We start from the raw sequence: 15,702 nt of genomic DNA, 5'->3' as shown, positions 1-15,702 counted from the left end.
CCTGTGTGCCGCGTTATTCCACGATGGTTACGCCGCGCCAGAAGGCGATGCGGCCTTCGACGGGTTTCGCCTGCGGTGTGGTCTCCGGGTAGTACCAAGCGGCATCGACGTTCAACTTCCCGTCCACTTCCAGCGTGTGGTAGCTGGCTTGGCCCTTCCACGGGCAGACGGAATACAGCTCGCTGTCCCTGAGGTAGCCGGCGTTGACGGCGTCGCGGGGGAAGTAGTGGTTGCCTTCTACCACCACCGTCTCTTCAGACTCGGCAATGACTTTTCCGTTCCAAACAGCCTTGACCATGTGGTTCCTCTCTGTAAGGCGCTGCCCAATCGGTGCGGGCCCGTCGTTAGCTATGCCAACGTCGTCGGCACTGCGCCTTGTTCCCGAACCCACGTGACCTGCATAGGCAGCAGGCCACCACGACAGCTTCTGTTCATGGCCCGGAAACCGTGTAGCCCCGCGACGGTCGTCCACCACATGCAGGCTGTTAACGCACCCGCTCAGCGCAATACCAGGGGATTCCCCGGTCACCTGAGCAGCCAATGACTGGACCGAGGAGTACCACTGTGTTCGTAAGAAGCACCGTCACCGCCCTAGTGGCACTTATGTCCGCGACCGGACTCGCCGCCGGGCCCGCTGTTCCTTCCGCCGCCAGTGTCTCTTCGAATGACAAGGCGTTCAGCTTCGGGGTCATCGGCGACATCCCGTACGGCGACGCTGAAATCGCCAAGTTCCCTGCACGAATCAAGGACATCAACGCCGACACCGACCTGAAGTTCGTCGCGCACGTGGGGGACATCAAGAACGGGTCATCCGTCTGTTCCGACGAATACTTCCAAGACATCCGCACCGAGTTCGACAGCTTCCAGCACCCGCTGGTCTTCACCCCCGGCGACAACGAATGGGTGGACTGCCACCGCACCAACAACGGCGCCTACAACCCGCTGGAGCGGCTGGACAAGCTGCGCGACATCTTCTTCAACGAACCCGGCAAGACGCTGGGCGAGACCATGCCCGTCAAGAGCCAGGAAGGCCTCGGACTGCCCGAAAACGTCCGGTTCACGCAGAACCGTGTGGCCTTCTCCGTAGTGAACGTCCAGGGCAGCAACAACTCCCTCCAGCCGTGGACCGGCCTGGGCGAAACGGCTGCCACACCTGAGCAGCTGGCCGAAGTGGAGCACCGGACGGCGGCCGACCTGGAGCAGATCCGCGCCACCTTCAGTGACGCCACCCGCCGCAACGACCGCGCCGTGGTCCTGATGACCCAGGCCGACATGTTCGATCCGGCATTGCTCGACTCAGCCGTGGCCAACCCGGAGACAGTCTCCGGGTTCCGCGAAATTGTCCAGACCATCATCGACGAAAGCAACCGTTTCGACGGCCCCGTCTACCTCATCAACGGTGACAGCCACGTCTACGCCGAAAACCAGCCGCTGGCCGCCGGCTCACCGTGGCTGGCCGTCTACGGCCAGGGCACCGCCGCCGACCAGCTGCAGCGCATTACCGTGGACGGATCCGTCAACGCCACCAACTACGTGAAGTTCAGTGTCGCTCCGAACAGCTCAAAGGACGGCGAGGTCCTGTCCTGGGAGAAGGTCCCGTTCAGCGGGTAATCGCTGCGGAGGAGCGGACGACGGCGGCGCCTCCCGCCGTCGTCCGCTTTCGTTTCCCGTCCGAAACCTGCCTCGGGAATGGATCCTCTAACTTGAATGTTCAAGCAATTATGGACTTTGGCATCTTTACTTTCGGCGAATTAACCCGCAGCGACACCGGCAGCGCCCTATCGCCGCATCAGCGGCTCAAGGAGCTTATCGAGCTTGCGAAGCTGGCGGACCAGGCAGGCCTCGGCTTCCTCGGCCTGGGCGAGCACCACCGGCACGACTTCGCCCTCTCGGCTCCGGAAATCGTGCTGGCAGCGATCGCCCGGGAAACCACCAATCTCAGGCTCAGCACGGCGGTGACCGTGCTGTCGACGCAGGACCCCGTGCGGCTCTTTGAGCAGTTCGCCACCCTGGACCTCATCTCCGACGGCCGTGCCGAAATCATTGCCGGCCGCGGCGCCTTCATCGAGTCCTATCCGCTGTTCGGCCACGACACCGCCGACTATGACGGACTGTTCGACGAGAAGCTGCGCATGCTCCTCGAACTCCGCGACAACGCGGTGCTGAACTGGAAGGGCAGCCTGACCCAAAGCATTCCCGGCATGGACATCGCACCCCGGCCCCTGCAGGAAAAGCTCCCCGTGTGGGTGGGCGTGGGCGGGACACCCGCCAGCTTCGCCCGGGCCGGCCGGCTCGGACTCCCGCTGTTCATCGCCCTGCTCTCCGGCCCCGAGCGCTTCCGCCGCCTGGCCGAGCTGTACCGGCACAGCGCCGACGAAGCAGGGCACGACGCCGCCGCCCTGCCGGTGGGCGTGGGCGGACACTTTTACGCCGCGGCCACGTCCCAGCAGGCGCGCGACACCTTCTACCCGCACTACCGGGCGTACTTCGAGCAGAACATGCCGCGCAACGTGGACCATTTCCCGCGCTCCACGTTCGATGACTGGAGCGATCCGGGCGGCGGACTGCTGGTGGGGAGCCCCCAGCAGGTCATCGAAAAGCTCCTCCAAATCCACCAGACCCTTGGCAACAGCCGCTACATGGCGCAGATCGGTCTCGGCGGCCTTCCGTTCGCGGAAACCGCCCGCTCCATCGAGCTGCTCGCCACCGAAATCATGCCCGCCGTCAACCGGGAGCTGGGCGTCGGAGTCGCCTAACGCAACGGAAACTGACGATTTCCTGGTCAGGGGCGGCGCGGTCGGTGGAGCCCTAAAACTATGCGTGTCGCAGCAACCGCTGGAACCCAAGGTCCCGCCGCCGCCTATCCCACCTCTGTTTCCGGTGCTTCGCTGTAGCTGAACACGTCCTCGATGGTGCGGTCGAATGTCCTGGCCAGCCGGAAGGCCAGCGGCAGCGAAGGGTCGAACCTGCCGCGCTCGATCGAAATGATGGTTTGCCGCGATACCCCCACGCGCTCCGCCAAGGCCGCTTGAGACAATCCGGCGGCGGCCCGCAGCCCTGCGATGTTGTTCTCCATCAGGAGTTGCGGTGGCGAAGGATGCTGTACCGCACGCCCAGGCTGCCTGCCGCGAGGACGGCGGCGCCCATCAGGGCAGCCGTTCCGCTGAGGGGAAGGCCGCTCAGGCCAAGGATGGCGCTGCCCACTCCGGCCAGAAGAAAAACATCGGTCAGGGCGCCGAATCCGGCCTGGTGAAGCCATGACGTCTCGACGCCCTGTTCAGCATGGGACTCCACCTGCACCGTGAAGCGGGAGATGATGAGCAGCCACATCAGTGCAGCGAACGGTCCGAGCAGTGAGAAACCGAAGACCCAGAACGCAACGGCGAAGCCGTCCGGATAGAGCAACCGGGCAATCGCGGCTGCCGCACCAAATGACAGGGCCACGCTGAGGGCGGCAGTCGCGGCCCAGGCGGTGATCGGGGCGCGGGACTTCTGGGCCGTGCTTGTCATGGCGGTCCCCTTGAACGGCGATGTCGGATCCTGCAGTCCGTTCATCATGCGTCAAGCACGCTTTACGGTCAAGTATGCTTTACATTCTGCCGCTGCCCGCTGCGCTGGTCAGCCTTGGGTCCGTTGCCGGTACTGTCGGGGCGTTTCGCCGGCGTCGTTCAGGAAGTGCCTGTTGAAGTTGGAGAGGTTGGAGAATCCGACTTCGTAGCAAATGTCCGAGATGGCTTTGTCGCTGTGCTCCAGCAGGCGCCGGGCATGGGCGAGTCGAAGCTTGCGGACCAGGTCGCTGAAATTCTGCCCGGTGGCACGTTTGAAGTATTTCGAAAATGTCGGTTCGGGCATGCCAACCAGGGCAGCCGCCTCGGACATCTTCACACTGCCGGCATGGTTGCTGAAGACATACTCAAGGACGATATCCACCACGGCCGCGGCCTGGCCATCCAGCTGGGGCCTGAACCTTTCCTCCGCCAGATAGCGCCGCTCCTCCTGAGGCGCACGCGAAAGCACCGCAAACAGTTCCAGGAGATGGTGCAGCCGCGCCAGCCCGGTGGAAACACCCATGGCCTCGATGGCCGCCGCCGCGTCCTCGGCCGTCCGGCCCAGGAATTCGATCCCGCGCGCGGACTGTTCCAGCAGGGCGGTCCTGGAGGACGTCGGGTTCAGAGTGGCCCGCGGGCCGGTGGGTGGATCCGGCGCCCAGGCCGCACAAGGATGGTCGGCGGCAGCTGACCAGCGCAGGGCCGATATCCGTGGCCCGCGTCCGGTGGGCTGGACGCCGCTGCGGGACTGATCGGAGGACGGGACCAGGGGAACGGGACCAGGGGAACAGGACCGGAGGGACGGGACCGGAGGGACGGGGCCGGGAGGACCCGGACCAGGAGAACCGAACGGCGAGAACCGGACCAGGTGGACCCGAACAGGAGGACCGGACCGCGCGAACCGGACCGACCGAACGACGGCGGCGGGGCCACGGGAGGGGGCCGGCTCCCATTGAGGGACGTTGGACTCTGTTTCCGCCCGCGGGGATTGCCGGTATCGTGTGGTGATGGTGCACAACCTGGCCGATATCGGAGCAGAAAGTGTCCTGCTCGCGGGTGCCGGGCGCGCCATTTTGCTCCAGATCGCGGACCCGGCCGTGGGGCACGGCGTGGCTGAGCACAGCGACTTTGTTGCCCGGCCGCTGGACCGTTTCCGCGCCACCGTCACGTATTTTTACGCCGTGCTGTACGGGACCGAGGAGCAGATCGTGGCGGTCCGCCGCAGCGTAAACCGTGCCCACGCCGCGGTTCGCCGCAAACCCGACACCGCCGCCCACGGCTACAGCGCCTTCGACGCGCAGGCGCAATTATGGGTAGTGGCAACGCTGTATGACACCTCGGTTACCGTTTACGAAAAGATCTACGGCCCGCTGGACGATGAAACCGCGGAGCTGATGTACCACGACTATGCGAGGATCGGCACCGTCCTGCAGCTTCCGCCAGAGCTGTGGCCAGCGGACCGGGCAGCCTTCAGTACCTACTGGGATTCGCGCCTGCAGTCGCTCGAACTCGACGCCGTCACGGCCGGGGTGGGCCGCCAGCTCCTATACCCGCCAGCAGGGCCGCTGTGGCTGCGGGTCAGCATACCGCTGATCCGGTTCATTACCGCCGGCCTCCTGCCGGACCACCTTCGCCGCAGCTACGGCCTGCCGTGGAGCGAGCGCCACAGCCGCCTGTTCGACCGCACCACCCGCTGGTCCGCGCTGGTGTATCCACGGCTGCCGCGGCAAGTCAGGCACTTCGCCAAGAACTACTGCCTCGCCCGGCTCCGCACAGCATAGGAACATGCCGGGCAGGGACCCGTGCCGGCAAGGAACCTGCCGGGCAAGGAACGTGCAGGGTCTTAGACGCCGCCGCGGCGGAGCAGCCTTCCGGTGGGCGTTTTCCCGTCCACCACGCTGCCGCGCAGGTAGGTGCGTCGCACCACGCCGGAGAGGGCTTTGCCGTCGTAGGGGGTGATGGGGTTCTTGTGCTTGAGTTTGGTGACGTCCACCACGAACGCCTCGTCCGGGGCGAAGACGGCGAAATCGGCGTCGTAGCCCAAAGCCACCTGGCCCTTGGTGGTGAGGCGGGCCAGGGCGGCCGGCTTCTCGGCCATCCACGATACGACCTGCTCCAGCGGGATCCTGCGGTGCCGGGCTTCGGTCCACACCAGGGACAGGCCCAACTGCAGCGACGACACGCCGCCCCAGGCCACGGCGAAGTCACCGTTCTCCAGGTCCTTCAGGTCCAGGGTGGAGGGTGAGTGGTCCGAGACGATGCAGTCGATGGTGCCGTCCTGCAGGCCCTGCCACAGCAGCTCGCGGTTGGTGGCCTCCCGGATGGGCGGGCAGCACTTGTACGCGGTGGCACCGTCCGGAATTTCCTCGGCCATCAGCGTGAGGTAGTGCGGGCACGTCTCCACGGTGAGCTTGACGCCGTCGCGCTTTGCGGTGGCGATCATGGGCAGCGCGTCCGACGACGAGAGGTGCAGGATGTGCGCACGTGCACCGGTCCAGCGCGCCCGTTCGATGACCTCGGCGATGGCCTTGTTCTCGGCGCCGCGGGGGCGGGAGGCCAGGAAGCTGGAGTAATGGACGCCGCCCCGGTGCGGGGCACTCTCGATAGCGTGCGGGTCTTCAGCATGGACGATCATCAGCGAATCAAAGGACCTCAGCTCGGCCATGTCCGCTTCCATCTCGGCTCCCTCCAGATAGGGGAACTCGTCCACGCCGGAGGGCAGCAGGAAGCACTTGAAACCGAAGACGCCCTCATCATGCAACGGACGCAGGGCCGCCATGTTGCCCGGAACCGCGCCGCCCCAGAACCCCACGTCCACAAAAGCCTGGTCCTCGGCCACCTCGCGCTTGAGTTTGAGGGCGTCCACGGAGGTGGTGGGCGGAATGGAGTTCAGCGGCATGTCGATGATGGTGGTTACGCCGCCGGCCGCCGCGGCGCGGGTCGCGGAGGCGAACCCCTCCCAGTCCGTGCGGCCCGGCTCGTTGACGTGGACGTGCGTGTCCACGAGGCCGGGGATGAGAGTTAGGTCGTCGGCGAGCTCGATCAACTCAGCGCCAACGAGGCCGCTGCCGAGAGGTTCAACGGCAGCGATCCTGCCGCCGCGGACTCCCACTTCACGGGGTGCGATGCCGGCTGGCGTGAGGATCCGCTCGCTACGAACCACAAGCTCATAGGGTTCGTCGGACATAGAGATCCTCCTGTGTGCGGGCATTTCCTTCCGGACTATTCAAAGCGTAGGGCTCCATGGTGGCCGTCTCCGTGACCGCCGCCCGCTCCCTGCCCTGTGCAGTGAAGAGCCAGGGGCGTGTGCCTCTGGCTCAGGACTGGATGTGAACAACGTGGATCGGCAGTTACCGGTCGTAATGCGCGTTGACGTACCTCAAAGTTTCGCTCGTTTTCGGGCCGGACCACTCCAGCTTGCCGTGGCCGTCCTCAACCGCGAACCAAATCACGTGATAGACCTCTTCGCTGCCGTGGCGGTCGAGGTTCGGCGGGACTTTGTCAAGGCTGTCTATTGTCTTGTAGCCCTTCACATCGCGCACAAAGTAGTCGCGACCCAGGAAAGTATCGCGGCCGCGATCAGCCTCGTAGCGTGCCTGCCTGATGTGGACAGTCTTTCCGTCATCACATCTCACGCTGATCTTGAAGTTAACCCAGATGCCCCGTTCGTCCGTTGGCTTCAAGGGCTTGACGGTACAGCCTCGTATTGAGTCATGATCGTAGTCAGCTTGGGCCGGGGCAGCCATTGCCGCGGAACCTCCGAGCAGACTCAATGAGAGGGCCGGAACCAAGGCGATCCTTGCCCTGATTGAACGGGTTTTCATTGTTGAAGTGTTAGACATTTTTTGCTCCTGAAAGGATGCGATTCACTATTTTTTGGGCAGCCTAAAGCCGCGCAACAAAGCACGCGTCGCGCTCTCTGTCTGTATGGCGGCCGCGGCCTGCCCGTCCCATTTTTAATCAGCACGCCCCGAGTGAGCGGGGGGCTTCACCCCGGATTCATTTTTAGTGGTGGGATCCGGTACTTAAATGCTCCGCCTGTGTTTGTCCGGGCGCTAGGGGGCTGCGACCTTTTTGCCCGTTTTTTCGTTTCAGGTGAGGCGGACCTGCCTGTTGACGTCCTTGTACAGCAGGTAGCGGAACTGGCCAGGACCGCCGGCGTAGCAGGCCTGTGGGCAGAAGGCGCGCAGCCACATGAAGTCGCCGGCCTCCACTTCCACCCAGTCCGTGTTGAGCAGGTACATCGCTTTCCCCTCCAGGACGTACAGGCCGTGCTCCGTCACGTGCGTTTCCGGGAACGGGATCACGCCGCCTGGCTGGAACGTCACGATGTTCACGTGCATGTCGTGTGGGCCCTCGTCGGCGCCTCGAAGCACTTGAACCGGATCCCGATGAACGGCGGCGCCGTCCCGGCGGCAACGGCCGCGGCCACCGCGTTGGCGGCAGCAACGGCGTCGGCGTCTTGGCCCAGCAGGGTACCGAGGTGTTCGAGACCGCCGTGTGCTGCCGCCGTCGCGAGCGCCTGCGCGCCCCAGTCTGCCGCGAGCGACGGCGTAAACCGGTCGGCGGGGCCGTACACGCTGTGGACGGGCTGGCGGGAGCCGTCATCGCCGGGGTAGTTTCGCTCCAGCACGTGGTCGGTGGCCGCCAGTTGGGCATCAATGTATGCAGTGTCCGCCGAGGACAGCGCAGGAGTGGGGGACACCGCCATGCCTTAGTCCACCAGTTCGTACGCGGGCTCGGTGAGGAAATCGGTGTAGTCCTCGGACAGGCAAATGTTTTTGATCAGGTGGCTGGCCGGCTCGTAGTAACCCGTAAACGCCTCCTCGCCGACTTCGGTGCGGAGCCGTTCCGTTTCCTCGCCCAGGATCCGTTCCACCAGTTCCCGGGTCACGGTGTTTCCCGTGTCGGCCAGGACAGATTTGTTGCGGATCTGCTGCCACACCTGGGAACGGGAGATCTCCGCGGTGGCGGCGTCTTCCATCAGGTTGTGGATGGCCACCGCACCATTGCCGGAGAGCCAGACGGCGGTGTAGGCGACGGCGACGTACAGGTTCAGGCGGAGGCCAGTTTCGGTGACCTGGCCGTGCGCGGAGGCAATATCCAGCAGTTGCGCCGCGGTGACGGAAACGTCGGGGCGCTGTTTATCCAGCTGGTTGGGGCGGCCGCCCTTTCCCGGGTCGCCGAGTACACCGTCGAACACCTCCTGGCAGGTGGGGACAAGGTCAGGGTGGGCCACCCAGGACCCGTCGAACCCGTCGTTCGCCTCCCGGGTTTTGTCGGCGCGGACCTTGGCGAAGGCCGCTTCGGTGACCTCCGGGTGGCGGCGGTTGGGGATGACGGCGGCCATCCCGCCCATCGCGAACGCACCCCGCTGGTGGCAGGTCTTGACCAGCAGTTCGGTGTAGGCGCGCATGAAGGGGGCGGTCATGGCCACCGATGCGCGGTCCGGGAGGACGAACTGGTCGCCGGCGTCGCGGAAGTACTTGATGATGCTGAACAGATAGTCCCAGCGGCCGGCGTTCAGGCCGGAGGCGTGGTCCCGCAGTTCGTACAGGATCTCGTCCATCTCGAAGGCAGCCGGGATGGTTTCGATCAGTACGGTGGCGCGGATGGAGCCCTGCGGAAGGCCCAGGAAATCCTGGGCGAACACAAACACGTCGTTCCACAGCCGGGCTTCGAGGTGGCTCTCCATTTTGGGCAGGTAGTAGTACGGGCCCTGGCCGTTCTCAAGGAGCTGTTTGGCCACGTGGAAGAAGTGCAGGCCGAAGTCCACCAGCGCACCCACGGCGGGTTCGCCGTCGAGCAGCACGTGCTTTTCCGGCAGGTGCCAGCCGCGGGGGCGCACCACCACCACCGCGAGCGGGGCGTCCGTTCGCAGTGTGTACTCCTTGCCTTCGGGCGAGGTGTAGCTCAGGGTGCCCCCGGCAGCATCGCGGAGGTTCAGGATGGCGTCGATGACGTTGCCCCAGGTGGGCGTGCTGGCATCCTCCAGATCTGCCAGCCACACCTTTGCGCCGGAGTTCAGGGCGTTGATGGCCATCTTGGCGGGCGAGGCGGGCCCGGTCATTTCAACCCGGCGGTCCTCCAAAGGTGCGGGCGCGGACGCAACCCGCCAGTCGCCGTCCCGCACGTCCTGGGTTTCCGCCAGGAAATCCAGCTTGCCGGTATCCGCCACCCGCTGCCGCTTCACCCGGCGGGCGGCAAGCAGCTCCTTGCGGGTGCCGGCGAAACGCTGGTGGAGTTCCTCGATGAACGCCAGCGCCTCGGCGGTGAGGATCTCCTCCGCACGGTCGATCGGCTGGGAATCTGTCAGGGTGATGGCCATTGATGGTCCTTTCGTGGCGGGTCAGGCTGTGAAGTCAGGGGCTGAGGGCAGGCAATGGAAGCTAGCAAAAACCGGCGATGCCGGCCCAAGCGATGTCGGCAGGGACGGTGTCGTCGCGCTGGACGGTGGCCTCGATCAGGCCGTAGGGCCGGTCTGCCGCGAAGAAGACCTCATTGGGGTTATCGAGGCCAAACGGCGAGAGGTCCACCAGGAAATGGTGTTTGTTGGGCATCGAGAACCTGATCTCGTCGAGCTCCTGGTGGGCTTCCAGGACCTTGGCGCCCATGTCGAACAGGGTCTGCTGCAGGGCGTGGGAGTACTTCTCCGTGAAAGCTTCGAGCAGGAGGGCTTTGATGTCCGTGTAGCTTTTGTTGAAGTCCAGGCCGCTGAAATCAGTCCCGGCTTTGAAGCGCCAGCGTGCGGAAACATCGGTGACCAGGATGCGGTCAGTGGTTTCCGGGAGCGTGGTGTATTTGTCCCTGTCGAAGCCCACAAAGCCGGACTGGGTGGACTTCAGGACGGTGAGGTCCGTGAGCCCGGAGATTAGGTGGGCGGCGGCGCCGTCGCGGACCAGGACTGCAGTGCGGACTTCCTGGCCGTTGCGCACGAAGGAGTGGTGGTGCCCGGAGCCGTGCGCCTGGATGCGGTCCCAGCTGTAGGACTCGGCCTCCCAGCGGCCGCCGGTGACCCAGTCGAAGCTGGACGTGAAGTGCTCACCCAACCGGAGGAGGAAGGCCTCGGGCGAGCCGATGCCGTCACGGGCAAAGGCGAAAATGGTGTTCTTTTGCGTGTCCGTGGCCACCACATGGGCGTTGTCGCCTTCAAGGTGGGCGGCCTCGAAGTCACCGCGGAGCTGCGAGGTGACGTTCAGGTCGTCAATGTCGTGCCGGCGGGTTTCGCGGGTGATCTTGACGACCCGGACTTCGGCTTTTCCGTACTGGTTTGGGCCGAGGACGATGTTGCTGCTCATGTTCATATTCCCCACTTCATACGTTATTCCCTGGCGCTGACGGACGGGCTGACTGACGGACGGGCTGGCGGGCTGACTGGCCGACTGAATGGCGGGCTCACTGGCGGGACGGCTGACGGCAGCCTCCGGAGCAGATCGGCCGCGGCGCTCACGGCGATGACTGCCGGGGCCTTTCCCCTCACCTCCGGCAGTCCGATGGGGCACTGGATCCGGTCCATCTCCGACTCACTGAAGCCTTCCGCCGCCAGCTTCTGCCGGAACCTCAGCCACTTGGCCCGCGAGCCGATGAGCCCCACGCTCCCGAGGTCTGCGCGGCGCAATGCGGCGTGGCAGAGCAGGAAATCCTCGGAGTGGTCGTGGCTCATGATGAACACGTGCGCGCCAGTGGGCAGGTCACCCAGGAACGTGTCCGGAACCGGGGTGTGCACTGGTCGCACGTCCGCAACACCGGACGCCACGTCGGCCAGCCGGGCGGCGTCCAGCTGCTCCTCGCGACTGTCCACCAGGTACAGGGCCATGGGCATCCGGGACAGGATGCGGCCCAGTTCGTAGCCAACATGCCCGACGCCGAAGATCGCCACAGTGGGCAGGGACAGGAAGGGTTCGAGCAGCACGCGCACTTTCCCTCCGCAGCACTGCCGCCCGTGCTCTGTGGCGGCGTGCTCGTTGAGCGCGAACTCGGCGTTTTGGGGCGCAGTGATGCCCCGTGCCATCATGTCCCGGGCCTGGTCCACCACGGTGGCCTCCAGGTTGCCGCCGCCGATGCTTCCCCAGATGGCTTCGGCCCCGACAACCATTTTGGCGCCGGCTTCCCGCGGCGCATGGCCGCGCACCTCGGACACCGTGGCCAGGACCCCGGGCAGACCCGCGGACCTCAAATGCTGCAGGGCTTCCAGCCAGTCCATGTCAGGGCGCTCCCGTCGTGACCGGTGGGGACGTGGCAATTGGCGCGGAGGCGGCGACTGGCTGGGGTCCGGCAACCCTAGGGCGGCCGCCGTCGCCACTGTCATCCGAAGCGGCGAGGGCCCGCTCCAACGCCCAGAACACTGCCTCCGGGGTGGCCGGACTTGCCAGCTCCACCGAGACACCGCCCGGACCGAAAGCCGCAACCGCTTCCCGCAGGGCCTCCCGGACGCTGATGGCCAGCATGAGCGGTGGCTCGCCCACGGCCTTCGATCCGTAGACCACGCCACTTTCAGTGGCCCGTTCGAAGAGATGCACGTTGAACTGTTCCGGCATTTCGGAGAAGCTCGGCAGCTTGTACGTACTGGCCGACTGGGTGGTCAGCCGTCCCCGCCCGTCGCCGTCGGACACGTCCCACCGCAGGTCCTCAAGGGTCAGCCACCCCGCTCCCTGCACAAAGCCGCCTTCAATCTGCCCAACGTCGATCAACGGCGAAAGGCTGTCGCCGACGTCGTGCACTATGTCTGCGCGCAGCTGCCGGTAGGCGCCGGTGAAGCGGTCCACCTCCACTTCGGTGACCGCGGCGCCATAGCTGAAGTACTTGAACGGCTCGCCCTGCATCCGGGCGCTGTCCCAGTGCAGTCCCTCCGTCCGGTAGTACCCGGCGGCCCAGAGCGGGACCCGCTGGAAGTAAGCGTCGTGGACAACCTCGGCGAAACTGAGATCGCGGTCGTGGAACCCGATCCCCGTCACCTTGCCTTCGTCGAACCGCACATCGTCCGGGTGGATGTTCAGCTTCCGGGCAGCCACCTCGGCCAGCCGCGAGCTGATCTGCTCGCAGGCGTTTTTGACGGCCCCGCCGTTCAGATCCGCGCCGGAGCTTGCCGCCGTGGCTGACGTGTTGGGCACCTTGTCGGTGCGGGTGGGAGCCAGCCGGATGAACGCGAGCGGAACGCCCAGCGCGGTTGCCGCAACCTGCCGCATCTTGGTGTGCAGGCCCTGGCCCATCTCGGTGCCGCCGTGGTTGATGAGCACGGACCCGTCCTTGTAGACGTGGACCAGCGCGCCGGCCTGGTTGAAGGCCGTGAGGTTGAAGGAGATGCCAAACTTCACAGGCGTGATTCCCAGTGCCCGCCTGTTGTTCGGATGCGCGGCGTTGAACGTCGCGATGTCCTTACGCCGCCGTGTCACCTCCGCGCGGTCCAGCAGCGACTGCCAGATGGCGGTGAGCCGTTCCGCGTGGCGCACGGGCTGTCCGTATGGTGTGCTCTGCCCGGGCTCGTAGAAATTCCGACGGCGGAGCTCGCCCGGCTCCAGGCCCAACAACGGTGCGCAGCGGCCCAGGATGTCCTCGATGACGAGCATTCCCTGCGGGCCGCCAAAGCCCCGGAACGCCGTCTGCGACGTTTTGTTGGTCTTCGCCACCCGGCCGTGGACCTCAACGTTGGGGATGAAGTACGCGTTGTCGATATGGCACATTGCCCTCGCCAGGACCGGTTCGGAGAGGTCCAGGCTCCAGCCGCCGTCGCTGGTGAGCGTCGCCTTAAGCGCCTGGAAGCGGCCGTCGTCGTCGAATCCTGCTTCCCAGCGGGCGTGGAAGGGGTGACGCTTGCCGGTCAAGGTGAAGTCCTGGGTCCGGTTGAGGCGGAGTCGGACCGGGCGGCCGGTCAGGCTTGCCCCCAGGGCGGCGACGGCGGCGAAACCGTGCGGCTGCATCTCCTTGCCGCCGAAACCGCCGCCCATCCGCAGGCACTGCACCGTCACCTCATGGTTGTGGAGGCCCAGCACGTGCGCCACGATCTCCTGGGTTTCGGACGGGTGCTGGGTGCTGCAGTGCACAAAGACCTGCCCGCCCTCGTCGATGTAGGCCAAGGACGCCTGGGTTTCCAAGTAGAAGTGCTCCTGGCCGCCAAACTCGAACTCGCCGCTGAAGCGCCGCGGCGCGCTCGCCAGAGCCTGGTCCGGCTCACCCCGCGCAACTGTCGGCTGGTTCCCCTGGAAGCTCCCGGCTGCCATGGCCTCGGTGAGCGTCAGGAGCGAAGGCAACGGCTCATACTCCACCGTCACCGCCTCCGCTCCGAGCCGTGCCGCTTCCACAGATTCGCCGAGGACCCAGCACACGGCCTGGCCGTGGAACATCACCTCACTGGGGAAGAGCGGTTCGTCGTGCTTGGTGCCGGAGTCGTTGACGCCCGGAACGTCCGACGCCGTCAGCACCTTCACCACGCCGGGAACCTTCAGTGCGGGCTGGGTCCGCATCGCGAGGATCCGCGCATGGGCGTGCGGTGCCTGGACCGGCCAGGCGTGCAGGACATTTTGGGAACGGACCACAAGGTCATCGGTGTAGAGGGCCGTCCCCGTCACATGCGCGGCGGCGCTCTCATGGGAAACCGGGACCCCGACCACGGGATTGACCGGACGGTCTGCAAGGGATTTCACGGCGCCACCTCCGCGCCGTTCTCGGCATGGAACTTCAGCAGGGCCTGCCTCAGCATGGCCGAACGGTAGAGGGCACTCGCGCGCATGTCGTCGATCGGCGTGCCCTCGCCCGCCATCACGGCGGCCGCCGCGGTCACCGTTTCGGCGGTCCACGGCCGGCCTGTCAGGGCCTCTTCGGTTGCGGTCGCCCGGATCGGTGTGGCAGCGACCCCGCCGAGCCCAATCCGGACCGAAGCCACCGTGCCGTCAGTGACCTGCAGGGCGATGGCGACGGACACGCTGGAGATGTCATCAAAGCGCCGCTTGGCGATCTTGTAGAACGCGGTGTGGCTGGCCAGCGGCAACGGAATCCGGACTGCACGGAGCAGTTCCCCGGGCTTCCTGACGCTCTGCCGGTACCCGGTGTAGTACTCCGAGAGCGGCACGTCACGGTCCCCGTCAAGGGAAGTCAGGACAACCCGGGCGTCCAGGGCCAGGAACACCGGGGCGGAGTCGCCAATGGGGGACCCGGTGGCAAGGTTCCCGCCGAACGTCGCCGCGTTGCGGATCAGGCGGGAGGCGAACTGCGGAAACAGCGTGGTGAGAAGGGGCACCTGGCCGCCGAGGCCGCGTTCAGCCTCCGAGAACGTGAGGGCTGCCCCGATCTCGATCCGGCCGGCGTCGGACTCCAGGGTCCGCAGCTCCTCCAGACGGTCGATGGCAAGGACCAGCGGTGGCCGTAAATGCCGGAGGTTCACTTCGACGCCGAGGTCGGTGGCCCCGGCAACCAGCTTTGCGTCCGGATTCTCCTTCAGGATGTGGAGGACTTCAGCCAGCGTTTTAGGGCGCAGGAAGCGGGAGCCGTCCTCCGCGCGGGTGTGTTTCGCGTCCGGGGCCGGCCGGCCTTGCCTGGCCAGCAACGGATCTGCCTCAGACGGAGTCCCGAGGGCATACGCTGCATCCCGGATGGGCCGGTAGCCGGTGCAGCGGCAGAGGTTCCCGCTGAGGGCGTGGAGGTCGAACCCGTTGGGGCCGCATTCGTGGTCGGTGGCGTGCTCTTCACCGACAGCGGCGGTCCCCGTTTTCTTCTGCGCCTGTGCCCCTGCCTGTGCCGGGCTCCGGTCCGGGCGGTAATACTCGGCCGCCATCGAGCAGATGAAGCCCGGCGTGCAGTATCCGCACTGGGATCCGCCCCGGTCGGCCATTTCCTGCTGCACGGGATGGAGGTCTTCCCGGGCGGCGCCGGGCACGGACACCGTACCCAGGCCTTCGGCCGTGATGATCTCCTGGCCGTCGAAAGCCAGTGCGGGCGGCAAACACGCATTCACCGAAGTCCACCGGCTCTGATCTGGCCCGTCCGGCCGCACCACCAGGACTGCGCAGGCCCCGCACTCACCCTCCGCACAGCCTTCCTTGGCACCGGTCAGGCCTTCTGCCCGCAACCAGTCAAGAAGCCGGGTGTGCGGGCCGGTGCCGCTGCAGTCGCGGGGGTGCCCGTTGACCACTACCGTAATTCCGTCCATGCTTCATCCTTG

The 15,702-nt window shown here is 65.9% G+C and carries 15 protein-coding genes and 2 pseudogenes; 4 read left to right on the top strand and 13 right to left on the bottom strand.

Annotated features, from left to right (window positions below):
• Nucleotides 1–13: 13 nt before the first annotated feature.
• Nucleotides 14–298: a DUF427 domain-containing protein gene (locus tag AC1MCD_RS17125; protein WP_498673583.1), complete on the bottom strand. Its 285-nt coding sequence runs from the start codon at nucleotides 296–298 to the stop codon at nucleotides 14–16.
• A 305-nt stretch (nucleotides 299–603) separates the two neighbouring features.
• On the opposite strand from AC1MCD_RS17125, the gene AC1MCD_RS17120 reads away from it, so the two are divergent.
• Together AC1MCD_RS17120 and AC1MCD_RS17115 are read left to right on the top strand one after the other, a co-directional pair.
• On the top strand, nucleotides 604–1,611 hold the full coding sequence (locus AC1MCD_RS17120; RefSeq protein WP_498678395.1) for a metallophosphoesterase: 1,008 nt from the start codon (nucleotides 604–606) through the stop codon (nucleotides 1,609–1,611).
• Between the two features lie 92 nt (nucleotides 1,612–1,703).
• A complete protein-coding gene (locus AC1MCD_RS17115; RefSeq protein WP_498673581.1) occupies nucleotides 1,704–2,756 on the top strand; it encodes an LLM class flavin-dependent oxidoreductase in 1,053 nt (350 codons plus the stop codon).
• Nucleotides 2,757–2,860: 104 nt separating this feature from the next.
• On the opposite strand, the gene AC1MCD_RS17110 is transcribed toward AC1MCD_RS17115, so the two are convergent.
• From AC1MCD_RS17110 to AC1MCD_RS17100, 3 genes are all read right to left on the bottom strand, one after another.
• Nucleotides 2,861–3,076 carry a helix-turn-helix transcriptional regulator gene (locus AC1MCD_RS17110; RefSeq protein WP_498673579.1) on the bottom strand — a complete coding sequence of 72 codons (216 nt, stop codon included), beginning with the start codon at nucleotides 3,074–3,076 and terminating at the stop codon, nucleotides 2,861–2,863.
• Entirely contained in the window at nucleotides 3,076–3,510 is a 435-nt protein-coding gene (locus AC1MCD_RS17105; protein ID WP_498673577.1) for a hypothetical protein, read from the bottom strand. Before AC1MCD_RS17105 ends, AC1MCD_RS17110 begins: the two co-directional genes overlap by 1 nt.
• Before the next feature lie 108 nt (nucleotides 3,511–3,618).
• Complete coding sequence (locus AC1MCD_RS17100; protein WP_498673574.1) at nucleotides 3,619–4,071, bottom strand: helix-turn-helix domain-containing protein; 453 nt, start codon at nucleotides 4,069–4,071, stop codon at nucleotides 3,619–3,621.
• Here AC1MCD_RS17100 and AC1MCD_RS17095 point away from each other — a divergent pair.
• Both AC1MCD_RS17095 and AC1MCD_RS17090 read left to right on the top strand, forming a co-directional pair.
• Nucleotides 4,070–4,300 carry a hypothetical protein gene (locus AC1MCD_RS17095; RefSeq protein WP_498673573.1) on the top strand — a complete coding sequence of 77 codons (231 nt, stop codon included), beginning with the start codon at nucleotides 4,070–4,072 and terminating at the stop codon, nucleotides 4,298–4,300. The genes AC1MCD_RS17100 and AC1MCD_RS17095 overlap by 2 nt on opposite strands.
• Before the next feature lie 255 nt (nucleotides 4,301–4,555).
• Nucleotides 4,556–5,329: an oxygenase MpaB family protein gene (locus AC1MCD_RS17090; RefSeq protein WP_498673571.1), complete on the top strand. Its 774-nt coding sequence runs from the start codon at nucleotides 4,556–4,558 to the stop codon at nucleotides 5,327–5,329.
• A gap of 62 nt (nucleotides 5,330–5,391) precedes the next feature.
• Here the strand turns inward: AC1MCD_RS17090 and allB are convergent, their stop codons facing one another.
• The 9 genes and pseudogenes from allB to AC1MCD_RS17045 all read right to left on the bottom strand — a co-directional run bounded on the left by allB (nucleotide 5,392) and on the right by AC1MCD_RS17045 (nucleotide 15,690).
• The gene (allB, locus tag AC1MCD_RS17085) at nucleotides 5,392–6,735 is read right to left on the bottom strand and encodes an allantoinase AllB (RefSeq protein ID WP_498673568.1); all 1,344 of its coding nucleotides are present in this window, start codon (nucleotides 6,733–6,735) and stop codon (nucleotides 5,392–5,394) included.
• A gap of 163 nt (nucleotides 6,736–6,898) precedes the next feature.
• On the bottom strand, nucleotides 6,899–7,390 hold the full coding sequence (locus AC1MCD_RS17080; protein WP_498673566.1) for a hypothetical protein: 492 nt from the start codon (nucleotides 7,388–7,390) through the stop codon (nucleotides 6,899–6,901).
• A 249-nt stretch (nucleotides 7,391–7,639) separates the two neighbouring features.
• A pseudogene (locus AC1MCD_RS17075) lies at nucleotides 7,640–7,897 on the bottom strand (cupin domain-containing protein); the annotation flags it as partial.
• Between the two features lie 2 nt (nucleotides 7,898–7,899).
• Nucleotides 7,900–8,259 (bottom strand): annotated as a pseudogene (locus AC1MCD_RS17070) (DUF6986 family protein); the annotation flags it as partial.
• A gap of 3 nt (nucleotides 8,260–8,262) precedes the next feature.
• Nucleotides 8,263–9,876 (bottom strand): malate synthase A, encoded by a 1,614-nt coding sequence (aceB, locus tag AC1MCD_RS17065; RefSeq protein WP_498673564.1) that lies wholly within the window; start codon nucleotides 9,874–9,876, stop codon nucleotides 8,263–8,265.
• A 61-nt stretch (nucleotides 9,877–9,937) separates the two neighbouring features.
• Nucleotides 9,938–10,846, bottom strand: coding sequence for a factor-independent urate hydroxylase (gene pucL / locus AC1MCD_RS17060; RefSeq protein WP_498673562.1), 909 nt, complete (start codon nucleotides 10,844–10,846; stop codon nucleotides 9,938–9,940).
• 23 nt (nucleotides 10,847–10,869) lie between these two features.
• Entirely contained in the window at nucleotides 10,870–11,751 is an 882-nt protein-coding gene (gene xdhC, locus AC1MCD_RS17055) for a xanthine dehydrogenase accessory protein XdhC (protein WP_498673560.1), read from the bottom strand.
• Nucleotide 11,752: 1 nt separating this feature from the next.
• On the bottom strand, nucleotides 11,753–14,188 hold the full coding sequence (xdhB, locus tag AC1MCD_RS17050) for a xanthine dehydrogenase molybdopterin binding subunit (RefSeq protein WP_498673559.1): 2,436 nt from the start codon (nucleotides 14,186–14,188) through the stop codon (nucleotides 11,753–11,755).
• The gene (locus AC1MCD_RS17045; RefSeq protein WP_498673556.1) at nucleotides 14,185–15,690 is read right to left on the bottom strand and encodes a xanthine dehydrogenase small subunit; all 1,506 of its coding nucleotides are present in this window, start codon (nucleotides 15,688–15,690) and stop codon (nucleotides 14,185–14,187) included. The genes xdhB and AC1MCD_RS17045 overlap by 4 nt, the downstream gene beginning before the upstream one ends.
• Between the last annotated feature and the right edge of the window lie 12 nt (nucleotides 15,691–15,702).

Source organism: Arthrobacter sp. BF1 (genome assembly GCF_056680215.1).
This window is presented reverse-complemented; position numbering and strand designations above follow the sequence as displayed.